At 48.1% G+C, this 21,097-nt stretch carries 18 protein-coding genes; 8 read left to right on the top strand and 10 right to left on the bottom strand.

Annotated features, from left to right (window positions below; translation table 11 throughout):
* Window positions 1-20 precede the first annotated feature (20 nt).
* The 3 genes from D7V92_RS13265 to D7V92_RS13255 all read right to left on the bottom strand — a co-directional run bounded on the left by D7V92_RS13265 (window position 21) and on the right by D7V92_RS13255 (window position 3,898).
* Window positions 21-1,232 carry an alanine dehydrogenase gene (locus D7V92_RS13265; RefSeq protein ID WP_121773053.1) on the bottom strand — a complete coding sequence of 404 codons (1,212 nt, stop codon included), beginning with the start codon at window positions 1,230-1,232 and terminating at the stop codon, window positions 21-23.
* Between the two features lie 3 nt (window positions 1,233-1,235).
* Window positions 1,236-1,757 (bottom strand): shikimate kinase, encoded by a 522-nt coding sequence (locus tag D7V92_RS13260; protein WP_121773052.1) that lies wholly within the window; start codon window positions 1,755-1,757, stop codon window positions 1,236-1,238.
* Between the two features lie 80 nt (window positions 1,758-1,837).
* Complete coding sequence (locus D7V92_RS13255) at window positions 1,838-3,898, bottom strand: hypothetical protein (RefSeq protein ID WP_121773051.1); 2,061 nt, start codon at window positions 3,896-3,898, stop codon at window positions 1,838-1,840.
* Window positions 3,899-4,003: 105 nt separating this feature from the next.
* On the opposite strand from D7V92_RS13255, the gene D7V92_RS13250 reads away from it, so the two are divergent.
* Genes D7V92_RS13250 through D7V92_RS13225 form a run of 6 tightly spaced genes read left to right on the top strand, consistent with a single transcriptional unit; the run spans window position 4,004 to window position 9,614 of the window.
* A complete protein-coding gene (locus D7V92_RS13250) occupies window positions 4,004-5,185 on the top strand; it encodes a glycosyltransferase family 87 protein (protein ID WP_008774333.1) in 1,182 nt (393 codons plus the stop codon).
* Between the two features lie 5 nt (window positions 5,186-5,190).
* A complete protein-coding gene (locus D7V92_RS13245; protein ID WP_121773050.1) occupies window positions 5,191-5,907 on the top strand; it encodes a glycosyltransferase family 2 protein in 717 nt (238 codons plus the stop codon).
* Window positions 5,908-5,916: 9 nt separating this feature from the next.
* A complete protein-coding gene (locus D7V92_RS13240) occupies window positions 5,917-6,714 on the top strand; it encodes a polysaccharide deacetylase family protein (protein ID WP_036618936.1) in 798 nt (265 codons plus the stop codon).
* A complete protein-coding gene (locus D7V92_RS13235) occupies window positions 6,701-7,336 on the top strand; it encodes a viroplasmin family protein (RefSeq protein ID WP_005864047.1) in 636 nt (211 codons plus the stop codon). Before D7V92_RS13240 ends, D7V92_RS13235 begins: the two co-directional genes overlap by 14 nt.
* A 56-nt stretch (window positions 7,337-7,392) precedes the next feature.
* Window positions 7,393-8,526, top strand: coding sequence for a glycosyltransferase family 1 protein (locus tag D7V92_RS13230; protein WP_121773049.1), 1,134 nt, complete (start codon window positions 7,393-7,395; stop codon window positions 8,524-8,526).
* Between the two features lie 23 nt (window positions 8,527-8,549).
* A complete protein-coding gene (locus tag D7V92_RS13225) occupies window positions 8,550-9,614 on the top strand; it encodes a glycosyltransferase (RefSeq protein WP_121773048.1) in 1,065 nt (354 codons plus the stop codon).
* 13 nt (window positions 9,615-9,627) lie between these two features.
* On the opposite strand, the gene D7V92_RS13220 is transcribed toward D7V92_RS13225, so the two are convergent.
* The 6 genes from D7V92_RS13220 to D7V92_RS13195 all read right to left on the bottom strand — a co-directional run bounded on the left by D7V92_RS13220 (window position 9,628) and on the right by D7V92_RS13195 (window position 15,056).
* Complete coding sequence (locus D7V92_RS13220) at window positions 9,628-10,491, bottom strand: hypothetical protein (protein ID WP_121773047.1); 864 nt, start codon at window positions 10,489-10,491, stop codon at window positions 9,628-9,630.
* Window positions 10,492-10,497: 6 nt separating this feature from the next.
* The gene (locus D7V92_RS13215; RefSeq protein WP_008774328.1) at window positions 10,498-11,232 is read right to left on the bottom strand and encodes a lipopolysaccharide kinase InaA family protein; all 735 of its coding nucleotides are present in this window, start codon (window positions 11,230-11,232) and stop codon (window positions 10,498-10,500) included.
* Window positions 11,216-12,271 (bottom strand): glycosyltransferase family 9 protein, encoded by a 1,056-nt coding sequence (locus D7V92_RS13210; RefSeq protein ID WP_009276644.1) that lies wholly within the window; start codon window positions 12,269-12,271, stop codon window positions 11,216-11,218. Before D7V92_RS13210 ends, D7V92_RS13215 begins: the two co-directional genes overlap by 17 nt.
* A complete protein-coding gene (locus D7V92_RS13205) occupies window positions 12,271-12,876 on the bottom strand; it encodes a DUF4254 domain-containing protein (RefSeq protein ID WP_005860709.1) in 606 nt (201 codons plus the stop codon). The genes D7V92_RS13210 and D7V92_RS13205 overlap by 1 nt, the downstream gene beginning before the upstream one ends.
* An 84-nt stretch (window positions 12,877-12,960) precedes the next feature.
* Window positions 12,961-13,644 carry a response regulator transcription factor gene (locus D7V92_RS13200; RefSeq protein ID WP_121773046.1) on the bottom strand — a complete coding sequence of 228 codons (684 nt, stop codon included), beginning with the start codon at window positions 13,642-13,644 and terminating at the stop codon, window positions 12,961-12,963.
* Window positions 13,641-15,056, bottom strand: a complete 1,416-nt coding sequence (locus tag D7V92_RS13195) for a sensor histidine kinase KdpD (protein ID WP_121773045.1) — start codon at window positions 15,054-15,056, stop codon at window positions 13,641-13,643. The genes D7V92_RS13200 and D7V92_RS13195 overlap by 4 nt, the downstream gene beginning before the upstream one ends.
* A gap of 160 nt (window positions 15,057-15,216) precedes the next feature.
* Between D7V92_RS13195 and D7V92_RS13190 the strand changes: the two genes are divergently transcribed.
* Together D7V92_RS13190 and D7V92_RS13185 are read left to right on the top strand one after the other, a co-directional pair.
* Complete coding sequence (locus D7V92_RS13190) at window positions 15,217-16,095, top strand: GLPGLI family protein (protein WP_009276641.1); 879 nt, start codon at window positions 15,217-15,219, stop codon at window positions 16,093-16,095.
* Window positions 16,092-18,617, top strand: coding sequence for a carboxypeptidase-like regulatory domain-containing protein (locus D7V92_RS13185; RefSeq protein WP_121773044.1), 2,526 nt, complete (start codon window positions 16,092-16,094; stop codon window positions 18,615-18,617). The genes D7V92_RS13190 and D7V92_RS13185 overlap by 4 nt, the downstream gene beginning before the upstream one ends.
* A 20-nt stretch (window positions 18,618-18,637) precedes the next feature.
* Here the strand turns inward: D7V92_RS13185 and D7V92_RS13180 are convergent, their stop codons facing one another.
* Window positions 18,638-20,812, bottom strand: coding sequence for a S8 family peptidase (locus D7V92_RS13180; RefSeq protein ID WP_199718909.1), 2,175 nt, complete (start codon window positions 20,810-20,812; stop codon window positions 18,638-18,640).
* Between the last annotated feature and the right edge of the window lie 285 nt (window positions 20,813-21,097).

Below are 21,097 nucleotides of genomic sequence, written 5' to 3'. Positions count from 1 at the left end.
GAGTTCAAAACTTTTCCGCATCAAAAAGCAGAGAGGTATAGATCAAGATTATTAGATGATAGATTAAAATGGTTAGACACATAACTATTCACTGTCTTCCCATAATACATATATACTCCCGCCCTAAAGCCCTTATCCGATTTGATCATTCCTTGCACGGAACCGGCGTCGCCCAACGACAATAATAAAGGCACGAATATATTACTATAAGCCATCGAGGTAGTACGAGCCACCCGGTTGCTGATATTCAGTTTACAATAATGTAATACCCCATATTGCTCGAACACCGCGGGATCTTCCCTCGACAAGCAGCAAGTCGTCTCAAAGCAACCGCCTTGGCTTACCCTCAGATCGATCACCAAAGCTCCCTTTTTCATCGTACGCACCAAGTCCGTAGCGATAATATAGCGATGTCTCGTATTAATATAACGCATCGCCCCGATCACCACGTCAGCGCTACGAAACGCGTTATGCAGCACATTCGGATGGAACGTGGAAGTAAAAAGCCCTTGCCCCAAGACCTGTTGTATTATACGCAATTTATTGATATCATCATCGAATACTTTCACGGATGCTCCCAAGGCCAACGCGGCACGCGCGGCCACGGTCCCGGCGTTTCCGGCCCCGATGATCACCACTTCCGTAGGGGATACGCCCGGGATACCGCCTAATAAGATCCCTTTACCTCCTTGGGTATTGCTCAACAGCTCGGAAGCGATCGTTATGGAAGCCGCCCCCTCGATCTCGGAAGTGACATTCAGCACCGGGAAACGATTATATTCATCCGCCATCAACTCATAAGAGATAGCGGTAATCCGTTTCGCCATCATCAACTCGAAAGCCTCTTGAGCGAATAAATTAAACTGCACCAATGAGAAAACGGTCGTGCGAGGTCTCATAAGCGCGATTTCCACCGGCAACGGAGGCAATATCTTCAAGATCAGATCCGCTTGGAAAACTTCCGCGGGCGTATCGACGATCTCCGCCCCCGCCTCCGAGAAATGATTATCGGAATAGTTGATGCCTAATCCGGCGCCACTTTCCACCAGCACCCGGTGACCGCAATCGGTCAGCATATCCACTGCCTCCGGAGTTAACGGCAAACGTTTTTCCGCCTCGCATCGTTCACGAGGAATACCGATAAGCAAACGGTTATTCACCTTGCTGATCTCTTTCAATACTTCCTGCGGGATATAGGCCCCCTGTGCCTGCCGGCCGTCGTTCGCTTCCATATGCTATAGGATTTTCATTAACGCGTTCGATATGTCATGTACATCAGATTCTGTTAACATCTTCTCGGCATCAAACGTTATGAACGCCTTCGTATAAAACGGATTCCTTTTCTCCAGACTCTCGGCGATAAACGCCCTCAGTTCCTCCCCGGAACGTCCTTTCAACACCGGACGGGTATGTTTGCACAACTCCAGACGCTTCGCCAGCTCCTCGACTGACACCTTCAAGTAAACCGTCGTGCCAGAAGCGTTCATAAACTCCATGTTATCGAAAAAACAAGGAGCGCCTCCTCCCGTGGAGATCAGCACGTCCTCAAACTCAGCGACCTCGTGAAGCATATTCCGTTCTATCTCTCGGAAAGCCTCCTCCCCTCTCTCGGCGAATATCTGCGAAACGGCCTTATGATAACGCCCTTCGATATAGTAATCAAGATCTATGAACGAAAGACCGGCGAGCTTGGCAAGCTCCTTTCCCACCGTTGTCTTGCCCGCTCCCATATATCCGACCAAAAAAACACGTTTCATACGTTATTATAATAGTTTTCGCAAATGTAAACTTTTTCCGGGAACTCTATCTTCTTTATTCCTAAGAATCAATAAAAAAATCATAGGCCAATGGCTTTTACGGTCTGGGTCGCACGATCCACTACCAATAAAGTATGACGAGCACCGGCTATTTTCTCGGGATAGACCATCGAATCTGTAAAGTCCTGCAATAATTTTCCGTTCTTAGGGCTGATCTCCCATAGCTCCGACCGTTTATCATCGACACGAAGCGTAACAAACAAACGATCCCCTACAAACGCTATCGCCTGGGGAGACTTTTCAAATCCCAATGTCACCAGATACGGCGCAAAGCCCGTGTCCCCTGCCCGAATGTCCGCAGGATCGAATAAATAGATCATATTTTTATTCTGGGCCGTCACATACAAAAAGCCATCATTTCGTGCCGCTACCGCATAAGTACCCATTGCCTCTTGTAAATTTACGCTACGGCTATATATAGGTACCCGAGCAGCGGAACCGGGCTGTACATCTTGCTCCAAGACAACTACCAGTTTCCGTTTATCCCGGATAAAGACAGCCCCTTGACTAGCCGTCACATCAAACGCATGAACGGTCTGATAACCACCCTCACCCCAAGTACCCGTACCGATACAAGTAATGAACTCATACGTTTCCGCATCGAACACATCCGTACGGCTTCCCGTATTCGTGACATATATTTTCCCATACGAGCGAGTCACGCCGTTTGGCTCCCCCGCAAAGGTCTCTTTCTTATCTCCGTTCATCCACTCAACCATACTTTTCACATGACGCACATTACCGGAAGATACATCAAAGACCTCCAAACTATAATGTCCCGGAGCGTCATTTGCTACATATAGCGTATTCCCATAAAGATGGACCGCTTTCGGATGAAAAGTTTCCACAGTGGCACCGGGAATATCCAAGGCAGAAAGTATAAATGAGAGAGAAGGACCCTCATCGCCGGCTCTATCCGTCTCCATCGGAGCAAGCCCAAGCCCACCATCTATGGCATCCAGTTCCGGATCATCGATAATGTATTTCGAGGAGGTATACACGCTTTTGTTCTCTACCAAGTTCTTATTCCTCCGAGTATGCAAGAAACGGCGGGAATAAATCGGCAATTTCTTACTCACGGAAAGCTGTGAGTAAACCTTCATACAAATCGTAGGGAAGCCTCCTTCCGCCGGATAATACGTCATATTCCCACTATGCCCATATCCCAAGCAGTGCGCCAGCTCATGATACGGCACATCAGTCCCGTTGGCATCATCCGCATAATGGGTAAGATAGACATATTCACCTAATCCAAAGGTATTTCCCCCGCCCAGGCCGACAACATTCACCACACGCCCATAACACAATCCGCCATGATTCAAGATCTTTTTCTTCAATACATCTATATCCACGATTTGCTCGTTATTTATCAGCTTACCACGCCACTTCTCCAGTTCCTCGTCAAAAAGCGAGGAAGAAAACATCGCCGCCATATTCAAGGAAAGGGCAACCGCCTCACGAGCCAGATGTGGCCTGAAGTTACCCCAGTTTGAACCGGAATACTTACCAAACCAAATATTCCACTTTGGTTTCACGTTAATCATTCCTTGATATACCGGATCTCCACATTCAATCCGCAAACTTATATTCTCGGCCGCCATATCCGGATAGGCTTCTATGGTAACCTCCTCGCCGGAACGCGTATAATAAACCTTCGCCTGTTCCAGAAAAGGCAACTTCATTTTAAACTCCTGAAAAGGTAAAACCGTAGTAAACTCCGCAAACCGTACCTCGTCCTCATAGCCTTCAATCGTCGCCCATACGATCACGTTATGTATAGCCCTGGGTGAATAGAAACGAAGCATCAGCTCATTCTGCTCGGTAACCGACACCTGCAAAGGTTCATTCACCTTGAATTTTCGCTGCGACGAATCGAAAAGAACCTCGTCCGGTTCCTCATCCTGAAGGATATAAGAAGTATTCGACGAATCATAATCCTCCTCCGCCATCCGTATTAAACCATATTTACTCGTTCCTCCACTATTATCCACATCATCTTCATCCGAACATCCGAGAACAAGAAAGCCTCCCATTACAAACAGAATGACACGAATGATCGTGTATCTCAACATTTCATTCATAAATAATCTCTTACCAGTTTTGGACGCAAAAATAGTATTTTTATTTAACTCGCATAAAAGTCACCGTTTTTATGTAATTTTGCCCCGTAGACAGATGTAGATTCGATGATGAAATTTATAGATAAGTTCAATACAATTATCCATAAGCCATTTTTCAGCAAATATAGTACCTTAATGGGGCTATGGGCATTGCTGGGGGTTATCGCATGGATTACCAAGTATTTCCCCGGGAAATATAACAACTTCTCCATCTTCAGGCAATCCTTTTGGCATACGTTGAATGAGTTACCGCTCTATGCCGCCTATCCGGAAGAATACAACGATATTTTTCACTACGGGCCGGTATTTAGCTTGGTAGTGGCTCCGTTCGCCATTACACCGTTATGGTTAGGACTGCTTACTTGGTCGGTGGCGCAAAGCCTTTTCTTATTCTGGGCGGTCAAGATGCTACCGGGGATCAAGCGGGAACGTATCTTTATCTATTGGTTCTGTGCCCACGAGTTGCTTACCTCGCTTTTCATGTCGCAATTTAATATCAGTATCGCCGCTATCATTGTCCTCGCTTACGTATTGATAGAGAAAGAGAAAGACGTATGGGCCGCTTTCGTGATCATGTTGGGTACCTTTACTAAATTGTATGGGATCACGGGATTGGCGTTCTTCTTTTTCTCTCGCCATAAGATGAAGTTCAGCCTATCTTGCGTAGGATGGGCGGTCGTCATGGTCGTAGCCCCGATGATATTGTCCGGGCCGGATTATATAATGTCCCAATATACCGGTTGGTTCGAGGACTTATCCGGAAAAAATTCGGAGAACTTATTCGCGCTCATGCAGAACATTTCCTTCTTGGGAATGGTTCGTAAGATATCGGGATCGGTCAGTTACTCGGACATGTATCTGATAATAGGAGGATTACTATTATTCGGCCTGCCTTATCTACGCATCAGTCAATATAAATATGAGGCTTTCAGGAAAACGTTATTGGCCTCGGTGTTGATGTTTGTCGTACTGTTCAGCACGGGTAGCGAGTCCAGTACCTATATCATAGCGTTTATCGGAGTCGCTATTTGGTATACGGCTGTACCGTGGAAACGTTCGACATTGGATATTGTCTTGATGGTCTTCGCCTTTATATTGACCAGCATGTCTCCGTCCGATCTTTTCCCGAAATACATACGAGTGCATTATGTATACCCGTATGCGTTAAAAGCGTTGCCTTGTATGCTGATCTGGCTAAAGCTGACATTTGAGATGTGTACGAGGAGTTATAATCCGGTAAAGGCATAAATGGAATGAACGCACGAGCAGACATAGATTTGGTATTACCTTGTTACAACCCGCCTTCGGGCTGGGAGGAACAAGTAGCCACCCATTTCCGCAAAGTGGAGCGATTATTCAGCCCGGTACGTTTCCACCTTTTTATTGTCAGTGATGGTTCGAGACGGGGATACGAGCCGGAGACGATCGACCGCCTCCGGCAATTGATACCGGATGTCTGCGTCGTGGACTATAAGCCTAACCGGGGAAAAGGATATGCCTTGCGAGAGGCGGTAAAGCGATGTACCTCTCCTTACATTATTTATACAGACTACGATTTTCCATATACAAACGACTCATTCGGCAGGATGGTCGAGGCGTTGCTAGGAGGAGCGGACGTAGTCGTGGCTACCCGCAGCAAAAGTTATCAGGATAATCTACCTCCTTTCCGGCAAATGTTATCCAAACTGTCCCACATATGCAATACATGGGTCTTGCGGATCAAGATCAAGGATACGCAAGGGGGCATGAAGGGATTCAGCCAAGCGGGACAGGCGATATTCCTGACGACCCGTATCAATAGCTTCCTATTCGATACGGAATTTATCTATAAGGCAAGTCGCCGGAAAGAGATAAACTTACGGACGATCAACGCGAACATCAAAGAAGGACTGGCGGTATCCGATATGGGATTCAAAGTCCTACGGCGGGAAGCGTTGAACTTCTTATCCATCTTATTTCATAGAGATTAATTAACATTCATGATATTACTTAGTTTTGATATCGAGGAGTTTGACGCTCCATTGGAACACGGCGTGGAATTGCCGTTCGAGGAACAAATGCGCACTTCCGTAGAAGGAACCCGGAAGATATTGGCATGTCTGGCCCGTCACCGGGTAAAAGCGACTTTCTTTTGCACGGCGAACTTCGCCCTTCATGCGAAGGATTTGATCTTGGACATCCAAAAGGGTGGACATGAGATCGCTTCGCATGGTTTTTATCACTCGTCGTTCGAGACCCCCGATCTACGCAAGTCCAAAGAGGCATTGGAGGAACTGACCGGACAACCGGTGAACGGTTTCCGTATGGCCCGCATGATGCCCGTCGAAGAAGAAGAGATCCATAAGGCCGGTTACTTATACAACTCGTCCTTGAACCCGACTTGTATTCCCGGCCGTTATAACCATCTGGGGCAACCCCGCACCTATTTCATGAAAGATGGCGTATTGCAACTGCCCGCCTCGGTGACCCCGATCGTCCGTTTCCCCTTGTTTTGGCTGGCTTACCATAACCTTCCGGCCACCTTGTACCGTAAGTTAGCGCTTTGGACTTGGAAAGAGGACGGTTATTTCCTGACCTATTTCCATCCGTGGGAGTTTACCTCCTTGAGCGACCGGAAAGAGCTAAAGTTGCCGTTTATCATGACCAACCATTCCGGTTGCGGCATGGAAAGAAGGCTGGACGCCTTGATCCGTTTCTTCAAGGATAAAAGAGCGCCGTTCGGTACCTATACGCAATTCTCACAAGAAATCTTGAGTAAGAGTCATGGCCAAGAATAAGTTTTATGTCGTATGGAAAGGGTTGAACCCGGGAATCTATGATAACTGGGCGGAATGCAAGGCACAGGTAGACGGACAAGAGGGAGCCAAATATAAATCCTTCGAGAACCGGGAGGAAGCCGCCAAAGCCTTCGAGGCCGGCTATACCCATTACCTAAAGACCGCCTCTTCCCCGAAAGCCGTGGCCCGTCTCGCGCCAGAAGCCCCGATCGGGAACCCCATCAATGAGAGTCTTGCCGTAGACGCCGCCTGTAGCGGTAATCCCGGGGATATGGAGTACAGAGGCGTTTATACCGCTACCGGGCAAGAGATCTTCCATATCGGCCCGCTGAAGGAGGGCACGAACAATGTCGGGGAATTCCTCGCCTTAGTACACGGCCTCGCCTTGCTACAGCAAAAGGGAAGCGACCTGCCGATCTATTCGGATAGCCGCAACGCCATCAGCTGGGTCAAGAAAAAGAAATGCAAAACCCTATTAGCACGCAAACCGATCAACGAACCTATCTTCGAGCTCATCGAGCGGGCCGAGAAATGGTTGAACACCCATACCTATACCACCCAGATCCTCAAATGGGAAACATCCGTATGGGGGGAGATCCCGGCGGATTTCGGAAGGAAATGAGGTAAAGGTAATTAAAATTATATCGTATATTTGCCCAATATATCGAATTCAAGCCTATGAAGATCGCTTTCGACGCAAAACGGATTACGCATAACGCTACCGGACTGGGTAATTATAGCCGGTTCGTAGTGAATAGTTTGTCCGCTTCTTTCCCGGAGCATATCTATCAACTCTATACGCCGGGCAAAGGCAAAGAGGCGTTACGGAAACGGATCGAGGAGCGTCCAAGTGTCTCATTCCATTATCCGGAAGGCAGGTTCGATAAACTATTTCCGTCTTTATGGCGTACCTCCGGTCTAACGACTACGCTTCGAAAAGAGCACGTAGATCTGTTCCATGGCTTGAGTAATGAGATTCCTATGAATCTAAAACAGAACGGAATCCCAGCGGTCGTAACGATACATGACTTGATCTTCTTGCGTTACCCGCAGCTTTATAAACCGATCGATCGTTCCATCTATACCTACAAATTCAAGCAAGCTTGTTTACGGTCGGACAAGATCATAGCGATCAGCCGACAGACGATGCGAGACATCCGGGACTTCTTCCACATTCCGGAAAGCAAGATCGAGGTTATTTACCAAGGTTGTGACCCGATATTCGGGCAAGCGGTTCAAGAAGACGTGAAATCGTCCGTACGCGAGAAATATCAGATAAACGGGCCTTATATATTATATGTAGGGAGCATCGAGGAACGGAAGAATTTATTGCTTCTGGTAAAAGCCCTGAAAGCCCTGAAAGAAGATATCTCCGTGATCGCTATCGGTAAGCATACGCCTTATACGGATACGGTAGAGACCTATATCCGGGAAAACAACCTGTCCGGTCGCATCCGTATCTTGACCCATATACCTTTTAACGAATTAGCCGCTTTCTATCAGATGGCGACCTTATTTGTCTATCCCTCGTTTTTCGAAGGATTCGGTATCCCGATCTTAGAAGCCCAACTTGCCGGTATTCCGGTGATAGCGGCTACCGGTTCTTGTCTGGAAGAGGCGGGCGGATCGTCCGCTCTATATACCGATCCGAGAAATGAGCAAGAGCTGCGCGGCTTGATAGAGTCCGTATTGAACGAGCCGAAGCTGGCCGAATCCATGCGTTCCGGCGGACGAGAGAATATACGGCGATTCATGCCCGACGTATTAGCGGCTCATTTCATGCGAGTATACGAGAATATCTCACGATCTTAGCAAATCCATTTTATCCATACACAATGAATATACTTTTAGTCTATAAAGAAGCCGATATAGCGACCTACAAAATGCTGGAAGGATTGTCCAAGCTTGAGGACTTCAACATCTATATCGCTTCTCCCCAATCGTATACCGACAAAAAGATCTATGGGAATTGTACACCTTTGGATCTGCCGGTCATTACCTCGAAGTTCAACTGGAACGTTATTCGTGCCCTGCGCCAAATCATCAAGACTTATCGGATCGACCTTATCTACTCACCGAGTAGTTCCGGTTTATCAAACGCTCTATTCGCCTCCATAGGCACACGGGCGAAGAATATCGCATACCGAGGTACGCAGGCTAAATTGAAGCGGTTCGATCCGACCTATTATCTAGGCATATTAAATCCCGCCGTAGAGCATGTCGTATGCGAGACCAAAGATATCGAGGAATATCTCTCCCGATTCATCGCACGAAAAAGACTAACAACCAGCACAAAGCCATTTGATATCGATTGGATCAAGGAGGCAGTCCGTACGCCCAAACAAGCAGACGATATTCCGGACGACGCCTTTCGTTGCATCTATATCGGAGCGACGAAGAACAGGCCGTTCAAAGGCTTAACCGATTTGATTCATGCGTTTATCTTATTGGATGATCCACGGGTACATCTTACGATCGTGGGAGAATATGGAGAAAATGATTTCCAATTAGCCCAACAGTCGAAGGTAAGCGCACAAATTCATTTTCTGGGACAGCGTTCCGACGCCATCTCTTTTCTGGTCACGTCCCAGTTGTTTATACTTCCCTCGCACCGGGATGCCTCCCCAAGAGTCGTGCGGGAGGCTATGGCTTGTTCCGTTCCTTGTATCGTAACAGACATACCGGGAGCAAGAGACTTAATCATAGACGGAGTCACCGGATTGTTAGTGCCGCCTTCTTCTCCTCAAAAAATGGCGGCGTCTATCCGCTCGCTTATCGATAACCCGGAGCGATTGGAAGCGTTCGCCAAGGCCTCACGTGAGCATATCATCCAAGATTTCAGCGTAAAGGCTTATACAGATGGCTTCGCCACGTTATTCAGGTCGATCAAGAAAGCATAGATTATTTACAGATTCAGAAACAACGGATATAAGCTAATGAATAGCTATCATAAAGATGGTCCTTCATTCCATGTTTATATTGGAAGGACAGGATATTTTTCTTAAGCTCATAATTTAGCTTTGTCCGTAGAATCATCGGCTTATCTCCATTATCCCGATATCCCCGGAAACCGGCATAATTACAATCCAACGAGAACCCCCGATAGGTCCCTAACACACCTGCCCCATAACAGAAAGCGTCGTTCTGACGATTAACGACATCGTTAGTCATCCAACAATAAAAACCCGCTAAAGCTTGCACACGGATCGAAGCGTTTACATCTTTCCGCTTCCACAACGTACGTCCCAGATTGGCGTCGAACCAATAAGAGGCCGCATCCGTATAACGAGCGTCGCACAAGCGTCCGCCACTGGCGGTTTTCAGGTTGGCGCTTACCACGATATCCATCCATTTCTCGCTCCGGAGGGCTTGGAAATAAAAATTAAAGATCACGTCGCCCCGGCAAACAATCGGGGATTTCAATTCTACCGCATAACGCTCATCCCGCACTTCCGGCGACATCTCATACCATTCTTGGAATACCCAACTGACATTCACCCCTACACGTCCCTTTACGACAGGAATGTACAAACGGGTAAAGATATCTTTCGTCTGATCGCCTCGCGTCTTATGATATTCCCCCCGAAGCTCCACTTCACAACGGCTGGACAGGCTTCCTCCTACCAACTCGGGAATCGGAAAGGCATTTGGCCCGAAATAACGGGGCGAGTAAGTCAGATACTCTACCTTTTCCCACCATTCTAACGCCTTAACCGGAGATACATAGGCCAAAAGACAACTAACAACTAAACAGAACCGGAGTATTTGTATTTTCATAAAAGTCTATAATTCAAATTCAATCTCATGCTTCAACGCATATTTCTTCCAGAAACGATTTCGATAGTATAATATCCAACGAAGGCATTCCGCTTTATCAAAATGCCGGCTCTCGGCATAGGTCTCTGCCATTAAACGAAAAGCGGCTTCCCGTCCCCACAAACGGGAGAAATTCGCGCATCCTCGTTTCAGCGAGACAGGCCCGAAGTGCATCCGGTTTATATCGATCAAGGAGAACTTAACCCCTTCCTCCGTACGATCGTACAATACATTTCCGGGAGAGAAATCGGCATGATAAACCTCCGCCTCATGCAACTTTGCCATATAAGTACCTAACGCACGGAAAATATCCTCGTTCTCCTCTACCGGACGCTGTCCGACTTTATACAATGTCTTATAGCTGGATTGCAAACTGATAAAATAACTATATCCCAAAAGGCCTTTCTCCCGAAAAAGGACATAAGCGATCGGGGCAGGAGTCTCAAACCCCTTGGCAACCAATCGCAGAGCGTACTCATAGGCTCGCACAGCCTTAGGCTGACGGAAAAAACGATAAATAACACGGTTTATCAAGAGGGGGATTCTATACCGCTTGACATTCAGTTCCACACCATCTACCTCAAAAACCTTGATCTCATTCCTCGCCTTATAAATCGTTTTTCCCTCTTCCGAAAATATACGAGGTACACGCCTTACAAAATCCTCGAATCGCCCGTACGCCGGGTTAATGACCTCCTTCATCCGAAACCATTTCATTTAAAGAGGTTAATACCTTGTTTATGATTAGATCCGGATTGAGCTGTCTCATACACGCCCAATCCTTCCGCAGGCAGGGCTTTTGGCCGAATACGGAACAAGGACGGCAAGGTAAGTCCAACTGGATACAATCTTCCGGATCCTGATGATATCCGTAAAATCCGGCATAGGGATGGGTAGCGCCCCAAACGGAAAGCACCCGTGTACCGACCAAGGAAGCGAAATGCATATTGGCGGAATCCATGCAAATCAACAGATCCAACCGGCTGATCAAGGCCAGTTCCTGATCCAAGGAATACTTGCCCGCCACGCTTTTTACCCGGGGATACTCAAAAGCCCATTGATCCAAGAGCGCCTCCTCGTAGCCACGACCACCGAACAGGAAGATGGTAAAATCCTCTCGATCGGAAAGCTCGGCCATGACCAGCTCCATCTCCCCGGTCGGATAAATCTTTCCCCGGTGCTTGGCGAAGGGGGCGATACCGATCCATTTGCCCGTCTTCGTTCCCGCAAGGGGTTCCAAGGCGGATAAATCAGGGGTCGAGGTCTCATAAAGCGAGGTGAACGATTCCGTATAATGAAGTCCAGCGTTACGGAACACATCCGCATAACGTTCGATCACCGGGCGAAGTTGTTTAAATCGTTTATGCTTCGCGTCGGTCAACCGGGCACGATCTTTCCGGGCCTTATCCACGACAAACACCCGTCTGCCGTTCAAGCGGAACAGCGTACGGATAATCATGGTTCGCAACACATCGTGCAAATCCAGCACCATATCGAAATCGTATTTCACCAAGGCAGAGGCAAAACGAAGCAATCCCGCCAACGTTTTCTCCGTGCTCTTCGTATTGATACCGATCACGTTCACGTTCTTCGGGCGGTTGATAAAAACCGGGATCAAGAACGCTTGCGTCAACACGGTAAACGAGTCCGTAGGATTCGCCTTGGCTGCGGAATAGATAACGGGAACGGTCATCGCCACATCCCCGATAGCCGAAAGTCGTATTACTAATATATTTGCCATTATTTCTTACCGTACAACACAGGATTCAAGGCCGGGTCGTTGTACATCTTCATTTGCTTGTAGACCTTCATGTATTTCTTACCGTCACGGATATCGGATAGCAATTGATCCAAAGCCATCGACAAATCCTTCTTCTGCTCCATCAGCACCGCCAGTTTCTGCTCACAACGAGCCTTATGCTCGGCAGTAGCATCCGGACGGTTTGCCTCCTCACGCATATGATAGATCTTTAGCGTAAGGATAGAGAGACGATCGATCGCCCAAGCCGGGCTTTCCGTATTGATCGTAGCGTCCGGCAATACTTTCACGTTCTTGTATTTATCCAGAAAGAAACTATCGATCAACTCTACCAAATCCGTACGATCTTGATTCGACTTGTCGATGCGGCGTTTGATAGCCAGCGCTTCCACCGGGTCGATCTCCGGATTCCGGATAATGTCCTCCAAATGCCATTGTACGGCATCGATCCAGTTCTTAAGATAAAGATAAAACTCGATGCTCTTTACCGCATAGGGATTATGCACTGTAGCATCTACATTGTCAGTTACATGATAAGCCTCCGTAGCTTGCTCAAAAATGCGGAAACATTGTTCGCTGAAGTTCATATATGATTTATTTTCTTTCTGTGAATACTTTGTGGGACAAAGATAATGCTTACGGATCAGAAACCCAATTCTACCGGATAAATTCTATCCTCTTAGCATATATCCTTTCTTTGGCAAGGATACGATGCCGGTAGACGGATCGTTATGAAGCGCTTTACGGAGATAGGTGACCTGCACATTCAAGGCCAGGGAGTTGGCGTATGAGCTAGTTCCCCAGACGGTTTCCAGCAGAAGGTCACGATCCACCGCCAGATTCAGGTTTGTCGCCAGGATTCGCAGAAGATCCGCTTGGCGGGAAGTGATCAATACCTTGTTATTGCCGGTACGGATCTCGTTCGTGGTATAGTTGAAGGTCGTATTTCCGAAATGGAAGCTCTCCTCCAGCACGCTTTCATGGACACCGATCTCAAAACGGTCCTTGATACGGGCGATCAGCTCTTCCGGATAGAAGGGTTTCGCCAAGTAATCGTTTCCGCGCAAGCTAAAACCTTTCAAACGGTCGTTCTTATCGGAACGGTCGGAAAGGAAAAAGATCAAGACATGACGATCTTGCTCACGGATCTTTTCCGCTACCTCGAAACCGTTTAGGCCGGGCATGTTGATATCCAGCATGACCAGATCCGGTTTCACAACCGGGAATTGCTCCAAAGCCATGGTACCATTGCCAGTATAAGTCACCTCATACCCCTCCCGTTCCAAGAATCGCTTCAAGACGAGGGAATACTTAAGGTCATCGTCAGCGAAAAGTATTTTCAATGTCGATTTCATAAGGCTGTAGTCGGTAGATTTATAGTAATTCGAGTGCCTTCACCTAATTCACTTCGCAGGGATACAGAGCCATGATGCGCCTCTATTATTTGGCGAACGTAGCTCAATCCCAACCCAATACCCGGAATTTGCTTATCCGGCAGATGAGACGAACGGTAAAATTTATCGAACACCTTTCGCCGCTCATCCGGAGCGATACCGAAGCCATTATCCGAAACGGTCAATTCGACCCCTTGCTGATTCCAAAGCACTACGATATCGATATTCACTTCCTCTCCCGAATATTTGATAGCGTTCTCTATCAAGTTAGACAAGACATTCGCCACATGTACCGGATCAGCTGTCAGATCCGGCATATCCGGGGGAAAGGCCGTCGAGAAAGAGACTTTTTTCCCGGCAGGGATATTGGTTAGGCGTACCACCTTCTCCACCAACTCACGGAGATTAAAAGCGGAAGGTCTCAAGAGCGTCTCCCGCTCGTCCGCACAAACCATATCTTTCAATTTTCCCAGATAGGCGGAAAGATTATCCAACTCGAACATGGAGTCTTGAAGGACCCGTTCCGTCGTGGCCTCATCCATCCGCATCTCCCGGTCATTCAAGAAAGAGACGAATACCTTCAAGGTTTGTACCGGTCGCCTCAGCTCATGGATCATCGTATGCACGAACCCCTCACGCAACTCGTTCAAGCGCATTTGCTCCCAGATCGTACGGATCTGGAAACCCAAACAAGCCAGCAATAACAAGATAAGGAAAATACTTAGGAAAAGCTGCCATCCCATCCGGCCCAATAACGGATTCATGGGAAGATCCACATCCACCCACACCGCCTTTCGCTCGATCGGGGCGAACACATAGCATATCGAGATAGAGGTTGAAAACAGGTTTTTCGATAATGGTAACCATAAGGCCGATGACTGTCCGGACAATGTATCGCTCGCTACGAACGGACGTACCCGATAATCCAGACCGGGCAGACCGGCAGACAAGATGGAGTCCAAACGCTCCGCAGAGAAAGGCACAAAGAACTCCACGACCGAACGATCTACCCCAACCAATAAGCTATCTTCCGGCATATTCGGGTCCAGATGAAGCCGAAAACTATGGATCTTTGTCGTATCCTTGGGATAAAGCTGGAAACCGAACGAGTTTTTCAACCCATTTAACACGCTATCACCAGACTGGTATTTCGACTGGCGTTCTATGATATAAGTACCTTTCGTCATCTCCGCCTCTTCCTTCCGTATACGAAATTCCTCCTGCCCGGCATGAAATACCTCACCGGCGATCTCATCCGCATAAGTACACATCTCATACCGGAACTGATTGAACAGCCAATAGCCTTGTACCCCGATCGCCGCCAAAGCCGCCGCCAACGAGATTACCCATATCCATCGAATCCTCTTTCCCATATCTTATTCCTTTCCGGCAAAGATAGATAGCTACTCCATGATTACAACGTACATGTAGCCATTTTTATAAGCGGAGTAATATTTCAGTAATAAAAATCTTCCTTACGGCAAACGTTCCTCTCTTACATTCGCGACAAATAACTTCTAAAACCAACAGATCATGAAACGAATCATAGCGACAATCGGCCTGCTTTGCGTAGGTCTGTCAGGGGCGGGACACGAGACGAACGCCCAAGTGACAATCAACATCTTCAACCTAAACGACGTACTAAGAGCCAAGCCCATCGACGAGACACGTTTCACGGTACAATACCAGACCACGTCCATGCCGGACACGCTCCAACCCGACAAGAAAGAGGAAGAGACCCTCATGCTGAAGGTCGGGGATAAATGCTCCGTTTACTATAGTTACGCCAAATTCCTCACCGATTCCGTACTAGAGGCCGACAAAGCCGCCGGAGCCTCACAAGAAGTCATCAATGAACACCTGCAACAATATTCATCCAAGACCAACGCGCAGGTCTACAAGAATTATCCGGCGGGAAAGACCACGACCTTGGATGCCCTTGCCGCCAGTCGCTTTCGCTGCGAGGAAAAGGAGGAGCGCCCGGAATGGACCTTACTGCCCGATACGATGACCATCCTGTCCTATCCTTGCCGGAAAGCGACCTGTCATTTCAAGGGCAGGCATTATGAGGCTTGGTACACGCCGGAGATACCGAAAAGCGAGGGTCCTTGGAAATTATGCGGATTACCGGGCCTGATCCTAAAAGCCCAAGACAGCCAAGGACATTACACTTTCATCTGCACGGGTATCGAACTGAGCCGGGATAAGAACCCGATCCTTTTCGGGGGAAACGATTTCGAGCCGATCAGCCGCAAGAACCTGCAAAAGGTTTACGAACGATATGCCGCCGATCCTATCGGATACATCGCCTTGACCTCGCCACAGGTGAAAGTGACCGTCACCGACGATAACGGGAAACCTTACCAACCCAAGAACATGCCGTATAACCCTATAGAAAGGGAAGAAAGATGAAATGGATCATACTGCATATACACACTTTTTGTTTACTTACGCTGCTCTGCCCGGCAGGATTGGCCGCCCAATCCGTCATCCGAGGGATCGTGATCGACAGGGAAAGCCAACTGCCGGTAGAAGCGGCCACCGTGCAATTAACTAGAGGCAACGTCTCCCTTCCGATCAACTATACGTTAAGTAATAATGAAGGGACCTTTACCCTCACCCAACCGAAGCGGACGGACTCACTTCTCGTCTCCGTCTCGCTCTTAGGGTACCAAACCCAGCAACAAGCCGTACATGCCGGACAAACGCTTCGTTTTGAGATGGAGCCGCAGGTATTCAGCCTAAAGGAGGTGGAAATCCGTCCGGGACGTGTCTGGGGGCAGCAAGATACGATCAATTATGATGTCACCCGCTTTCTCTCCCCAAAGGATCAATCCATCAAGGACGTATTACGGAAACTTCCGGGTATCGATATCGATGATCTGGGGAAGATCTCTTACAACGGGAAAGAGATCCGTAATTTCTATGTGGAGGGACTGGATCTCACCAACGGGAAATACAAGCAAATCAGCGAGAACCTGCGAGCCGACGCCGTACAGAACATACAAGTGATGGAGAACCACCAACCGATCCGTGTGTTACAGAGAAAGATCAAGACCGAAGACGTAGCGTTGAACCTCAAACTGAGACCGGAATTCCGGGATCGCTGGCTGATCAATGCCGAAGGCGGTCTCGGCGCATCCCCGTTCTTATGGAAAGGAGCCGCTGACGCCTTGCAGATCAGCCGCAGAAGCCAATCCGCTTATCTATATAAAGGGAATAATACCGGGCAGGATGTATCGGGCGAGCAAAATACGCTTACCGAATCACCCGAATCCCGTTTATCCGAGCCCAAGATTCCCCAATTTCTGCTACAGCCCTCATTCTCCGCCCCGCTAAAGAAAGAGCGCTGGCTGTTCAACCATATACACAGCCTATCCGCAAATCGCCTATATAAACTGAACGAGAACACCCAACTCCGTATAAACGCCGGTTATATCCACGACCTGCGAACACAGGAAAGGGGGAGTGAGACGACCTATTACCAATCCGAGGACACGATTCATCTAACGGAGCAAAGCGATAGCCGCATTCGCTCGGATCAAGCCAACCTAAATATCGGAGTGGAAAACAACTCGCAGGAAAGGTATCTCAAGAACCAGTCCTCAGCCACCGGAGATTGGCAATCCAGCCTTTCCCATATAACCGGAAACATGGCTTCCACCGGCCGTACAGCATTGAACCAACGCATCAAAACCCCGAACCTCGACTTGCGTAATAATTTACGGAGCCTGTGGAGCTTGGACAAATACACGTTGGAAGTCCAGTCTTTGCTCCGTTACCACAGCAACGCGGCCGATCTTCGCTTGGATAACCACCCTTATCCGATGAACTTACGCAACTTTTATACCGATAATTCCTTCTCATTCCTGAAAAAGAGCGGTTCCCTCACCCAGCGATATACGGTAGGCATAAACGGGGAGATCAGCAATATCGAGAAAAGCCTGCAAACTTATCTCTCACCCGATTACCAATGGAATACCTATAAATGGACCCTATCCCTCAGCGTTCCTCTCAGATGGACCGGATATACAGAGGTCGGTTTCTCCCGCATCTCGGTTAATCCGTCCCTGTCCATTATCTACAAACTGAATTACGCATGGCGTTTCACGGTACACGCCTCCTATAAGGAAAGATACGGAGAGATGACCGACTTATACGACTGGCCTTATCAAACGGATTACCGGAATAGCGTCTGGAATTGCGGAATCCTCCCGGTTTACAGACAACAGCTTTATTCCGTTTATGGGGAGTACAAGAATACGGCACGGGAATTCTTCGCCACGGTAAACCTGACACACAACCGGGAGTGGTACAACCGTATATACGAGCAACGTATAGAGAACGGACAGATACAACGAGTCTCCTTACCACTGTCCAACCACGGTTCCGGATATACCGTCAAAAGCACGCTATCCAAAGGCTTTTACGATCTAGGGCTAAAGACCTCGCTCCTGGCGCTCCTCAATATCAGCAAGGCCGAGCAAATCAGCGGGGGACAAAGGCTTCCCTATCAATATCGTCTCATGCGCCTAGAACCCAAAGTGATCTGGACTCCCAACCGCCATTGGGAGACCAGTTACCAAACCGATATCCGGTACGGAGGAAGTAAAATAGGAGAACGTACCCGTTTGGCGCCCTTATGGAACGTCACCCAACAAGTACAGCTCTCCTACATTTTCTCACCCATAGAGGCAAGCCTTTCCGTAGATCATTATCACAATGACGTGAATGAAGACCAATCCGTCAACGCCGTTTTCGCGGACTTCTCGGTCTCATGGAAATCCGGGCGTTGGCAAATCACCGCCACGGCGACAAACCTGTTCGACAAACGTACCTACGCATACACACGATACGCATCGTTGGAAAGCTATACCTCATGGGTACGTATCCGTCCCCGGGAGTTTCTGGTAGCGATCCGCTACCAGCTATAAACGATCCAGACGAGTCCGGGTTATAGGCGTATCTTCCGCTCCACCGTACCCTCTGCCGTATCTATCCGTATGAAATAAACGCCGGGCTGGACATTTCCCAAGGAAACAGCGTAATCCACCGAGGCTGGAGAATCTACCTTCTCACCATACAGATGACGGCCCGAAGCGTCATGTACATGGATGCTGAACGAACCGGGGACCTCCGCCCAACGGACATGGAAACTTCCTTTCGTACCGCTAGCATATACGGACACGGCCTCTTGCGGAGCCTCCTCGAATACGTTCTCCGTAGAGGTAGGGATTCCCAATATATCCAGCAGACCTTTATACACGTCTATCTTTCCCCATCCCCATTGCTTGTTCGGATAAGAGAGCGGTTTATCCTGAACAGCCGTACGGGAGAAGACATCCTTGATATCATCCGGGGATAAAGCAGGATTCGCCTGTAACCAGAGAGCGATACTGCCAGTCACGAAAGGACAAGCCATCGAGGTTCCACTCATATACCCCCATGGATATCGATGTCCATTGAAAGTGGAATAGCGAGCCTGTGATGCCTTGGCTCCTTCACCGGTCTCACCCTCCAGATAGAATGAGTTATAGGAGGATGCCACCCAAAGTCCGGGTGCTGTTATATCTGGTTTCATGCGATTATCAAGCGTAGGGCCTACGCTTGAAAATGATGTTAACTCACCCAAACTATTACCTGCCAAATAAGAGGTACCCCCATCTACATTTACCGGGCATATACGAGTGGCATAAGCCCCGACAGCTATCACGTTTTTGGCTGATGCCGGAGAGCCGACAGTGAAATCTCCCGTACCGACCGTATAAGGATACCCTTTTCCCAAGTCCGTAAATAAGCTCTCGCCATTGTTGCCCCAAGCCCGGACCGGCGTGTTATTTGTCGCCACATGAAGTAAGAATATCTTTTCATTTTTGGTGCCTTCCGGATAATTGAACTGAATAAAAAGACGGTATCTCCCATTAAACACATATAATTCAGATTCCATTTGCGCCTCATACACCAACGTGCCATCCACGCTCTCACTAGTAAAAACAGAAGACTTAGGCATTGTATCCAAGGCGAAAAACCCGGTAGTATTTAATATCTCATCGCTTTCGCGATCATACAGATCCAGGCAAACAGAAAAAGGTTCCCCGGGCTCGTCCGCCCAAATATCCACCAGTCCATAAGAAAGACCCGTATTAGACCTGCCAACAAAAGTACGCAAGGTATCCGAAGGCGACATCAGTTCGGTATATACTGGCATGTCCCTAGAATTTCCCATGGCAACCGTGATGATTTTTCCCGGTCCGACCATTCGGTCCAACATTATATCCATAAAATTAGTACCATCGTGTCCTCCAATACCATCCCCTAAACTAAGATTCACCACGCAAGGTCTACCCAGTCTCTCGCTCTCCTTGAATATATAGTCCACTCCGTCTACGATATCAGAATTCTGCATGGTAGTAGCCACCAAGATCATATCACTCTCGTTGGCCACACCTTGGTAGGGCGTATCAAACCCTCCTCCGGCAGCTATGCCCGTGACATGGGTACCATGCGTATTTACATCCGAATCAAACGAGCAAGCCGCATCCAGCAGTTCCTCTTCCGTCCTGTATTCCGCTTTACTATAAGGACTCGTTTGGTCCCAAACTTGTTTGATACGATACGCTTTACCCTCCTTGTCATAGAAATTCGGGTGAGTAAAATCTAATCCCTGATCGACCACACCCACGATGACCCCCTTGCCCGTATAAGGCTGGGGAAGCTTAGTCCCCGCATAGGCATCCGCCACGTCCGAGTAGTAACGGGCCGAGTCCATACTGGCCCTCATAGGTTGTGAAGCGGATACATATTGGATACAACCCAGCTCAGACACCGACTCCACGGCAGACAGGGGGATCAACACCGTAGCGATATCTCCCGTCCTTGTCCGGATACGGCACCCGGCCGAATCCAAGGAAGCCCATCCCTCATCCGTCGCCACCTTCACGAAAGCCGAGAGATAATCTCCCGAGATAGAACTCCTCAACAACGAGTTCGCCGTATCTTTCTTCGCTAATTTGTCTAAAAGAATACGTGTATAGGGAGACATCTTGGAATACGTAGGTTCTTGGGCAAACATCCCTCCTACCACAAAAATCGCTAGAAGCAGCGATAACAAAATAGATTTTCTCTTCATATTAACCATCTTTTCCATTATATTTCAATTAAGACGTAAAGCTCGTCTCATCACGCCAGCCACGACATTTTAAATGCGCCATTTTATCTGTCTTATTGTGATACAAAGTAAGGCTTTTAAATGCGGACTTTCATTAAGAAACCCCGCTACCTTACGACATTTAGTCCAAAAACAGTGTGACATATAATCTGGATTCGAGGTAAACTAGGCCCTTTTCATATCTAATCGTCACCAAAAACACTTATAAATCAAAGAAAAATTTATATTTTTGTTCGCTAAAAAGTA

This window comes from Parabacteroides sp. CH2-D42-20 (assembly GCF_003670185.1).
Lineage (GTDB): Bacteria > Bacteroidota > Bacteroidia > Bacteroidales > Tannerellaceae > Parabacteroides > Parabacteroides distasonis.
This window is presented reverse-complemented; position numbering and strand designations above follow the sequence as displayed.

Bases quoted from the DNA above. Each gene is read 5' to 3' on its own strand.
- D7V92_RS13260 (WP_121773052.1), bottom strand. From the start codon at position 1,757: ATGAAACGTGTTTTTTTGGTCGGATATATGGGAGCGGGCAAGACAACG.
- D7V92_RS13205 (WP_005860709.1), bottom strand. From the start codon at position 12,876: ATGAACTTCAGCGAACAATGTTTCCGCATTTTTGAGCAAGCTACGGAG.
- D7V92_RS13185 (WP_121773044.1), top strand. From the start codon at position 16,092: ATGAAATGGATCATACTGCATATACACACTTTTTGTTTACTTACGCTG.
- D7V92_RS13225 (WP_121773048.1), top strand. From the start codon at position 8,550: ATGAATATACTTTTAGTCTATAAAGAAGCCGATATAGCGACCTACAAA.
- D7V92_RS13210 (WP_009276644.1), bottom strand. From the start codon at position 12,271: ATGGCAAATATATTAGTAATACGACTTTCGGCTATCGGGGATGTGGCG.
- D7V92_RS13220 (WP_121773047.1), bottom strand. From the start codon at position 10,491: ATGAAAATACAAATACTCCGGTTCTGTTTAGTTGTTAGTTGTCTTTTG.
- D7V92_RS13215 (WP_008774328.1), bottom strand. From the start codon at position 11,232: ATGAAGGAGGTCATTAACCCGGCGTACGGGCGATTCGAGGATTTTGTA.
- D7V92_RS13235 (WP_005864047.1), top strand. From the start codon at position 6,701: ATGGCCAAGAATAAGTTTTATGTCGTATGGAAAGGGTTGAACCCGGGA.
- D7V92_RS13240 (WP_036618936.1), top strand. From the start codon at position 5,917: ATGATATTACTTAGTTTTGATATCGAGGAGTTTGACGCTCCATTGGAA.
- D7V92_RS13250 (WP_008774333.1), top strand. From the start codon at position 4,004: ATGATGAAATTTATAGATAAGTTCAATACAATTATCCATAAGCCATTT.
- D7V92_RS13180 (WP_199718909.1), bottom strand. From the start codon at position 20,812: ATGAAGAGAAAATCTATTTTGTTATCGCTGCTTCTAGCGATTTTTGTG.
- D7V92_RS13195 (WP_121773045.1), bottom strand. From the start codon at position 15,056: ATGGGAAAGAGGATTCGATGGATATGGGTAATCTCGTTGGCGGCGGCT.
- D7V92_RS13200 (WP_121773046.1), bottom strand. From the start codon at position 13,644: ATGAAATCGACATTGAAAATACTTTTCGCTGACGATGACCTTAAGTAT.
- D7V92_RS13245 (WP_121773050.1), top strand. From the start codon at position 5,191: ATGAACGCACGAGCAGACATAGATTTGGTATTACCTTGTTACAACCCG.
- D7V92_RS13230 (WP_121773049.1), top strand. From the start codon at position 7,393: ATGAAGATCGCTTTCGACGCAAAACGGATTACGCATAACGCTACCGGA.
- D7V92_RS13190 (WP_009276641.1), top strand. From the start codon at position 15,217: ATGAAACGAATCATAGCGACAATCGGCCTGCTTTGCGTAGGTCTGTCA.
- D7V92_RS13265 (WP_121773053.1), bottom strand. From the start codon at position 1,232: ATGGAAGCGAACGACGGCCGGCAGGCACAGGGGGCCTATATCCCGCAG.
- D7V92_RS13255 (WP_121773051.1), bottom strand. From the start codon at position 3,898: ATGAATGAAATGTTGAGATACACGATCATTCGTGTCATTCTGTTTGTA.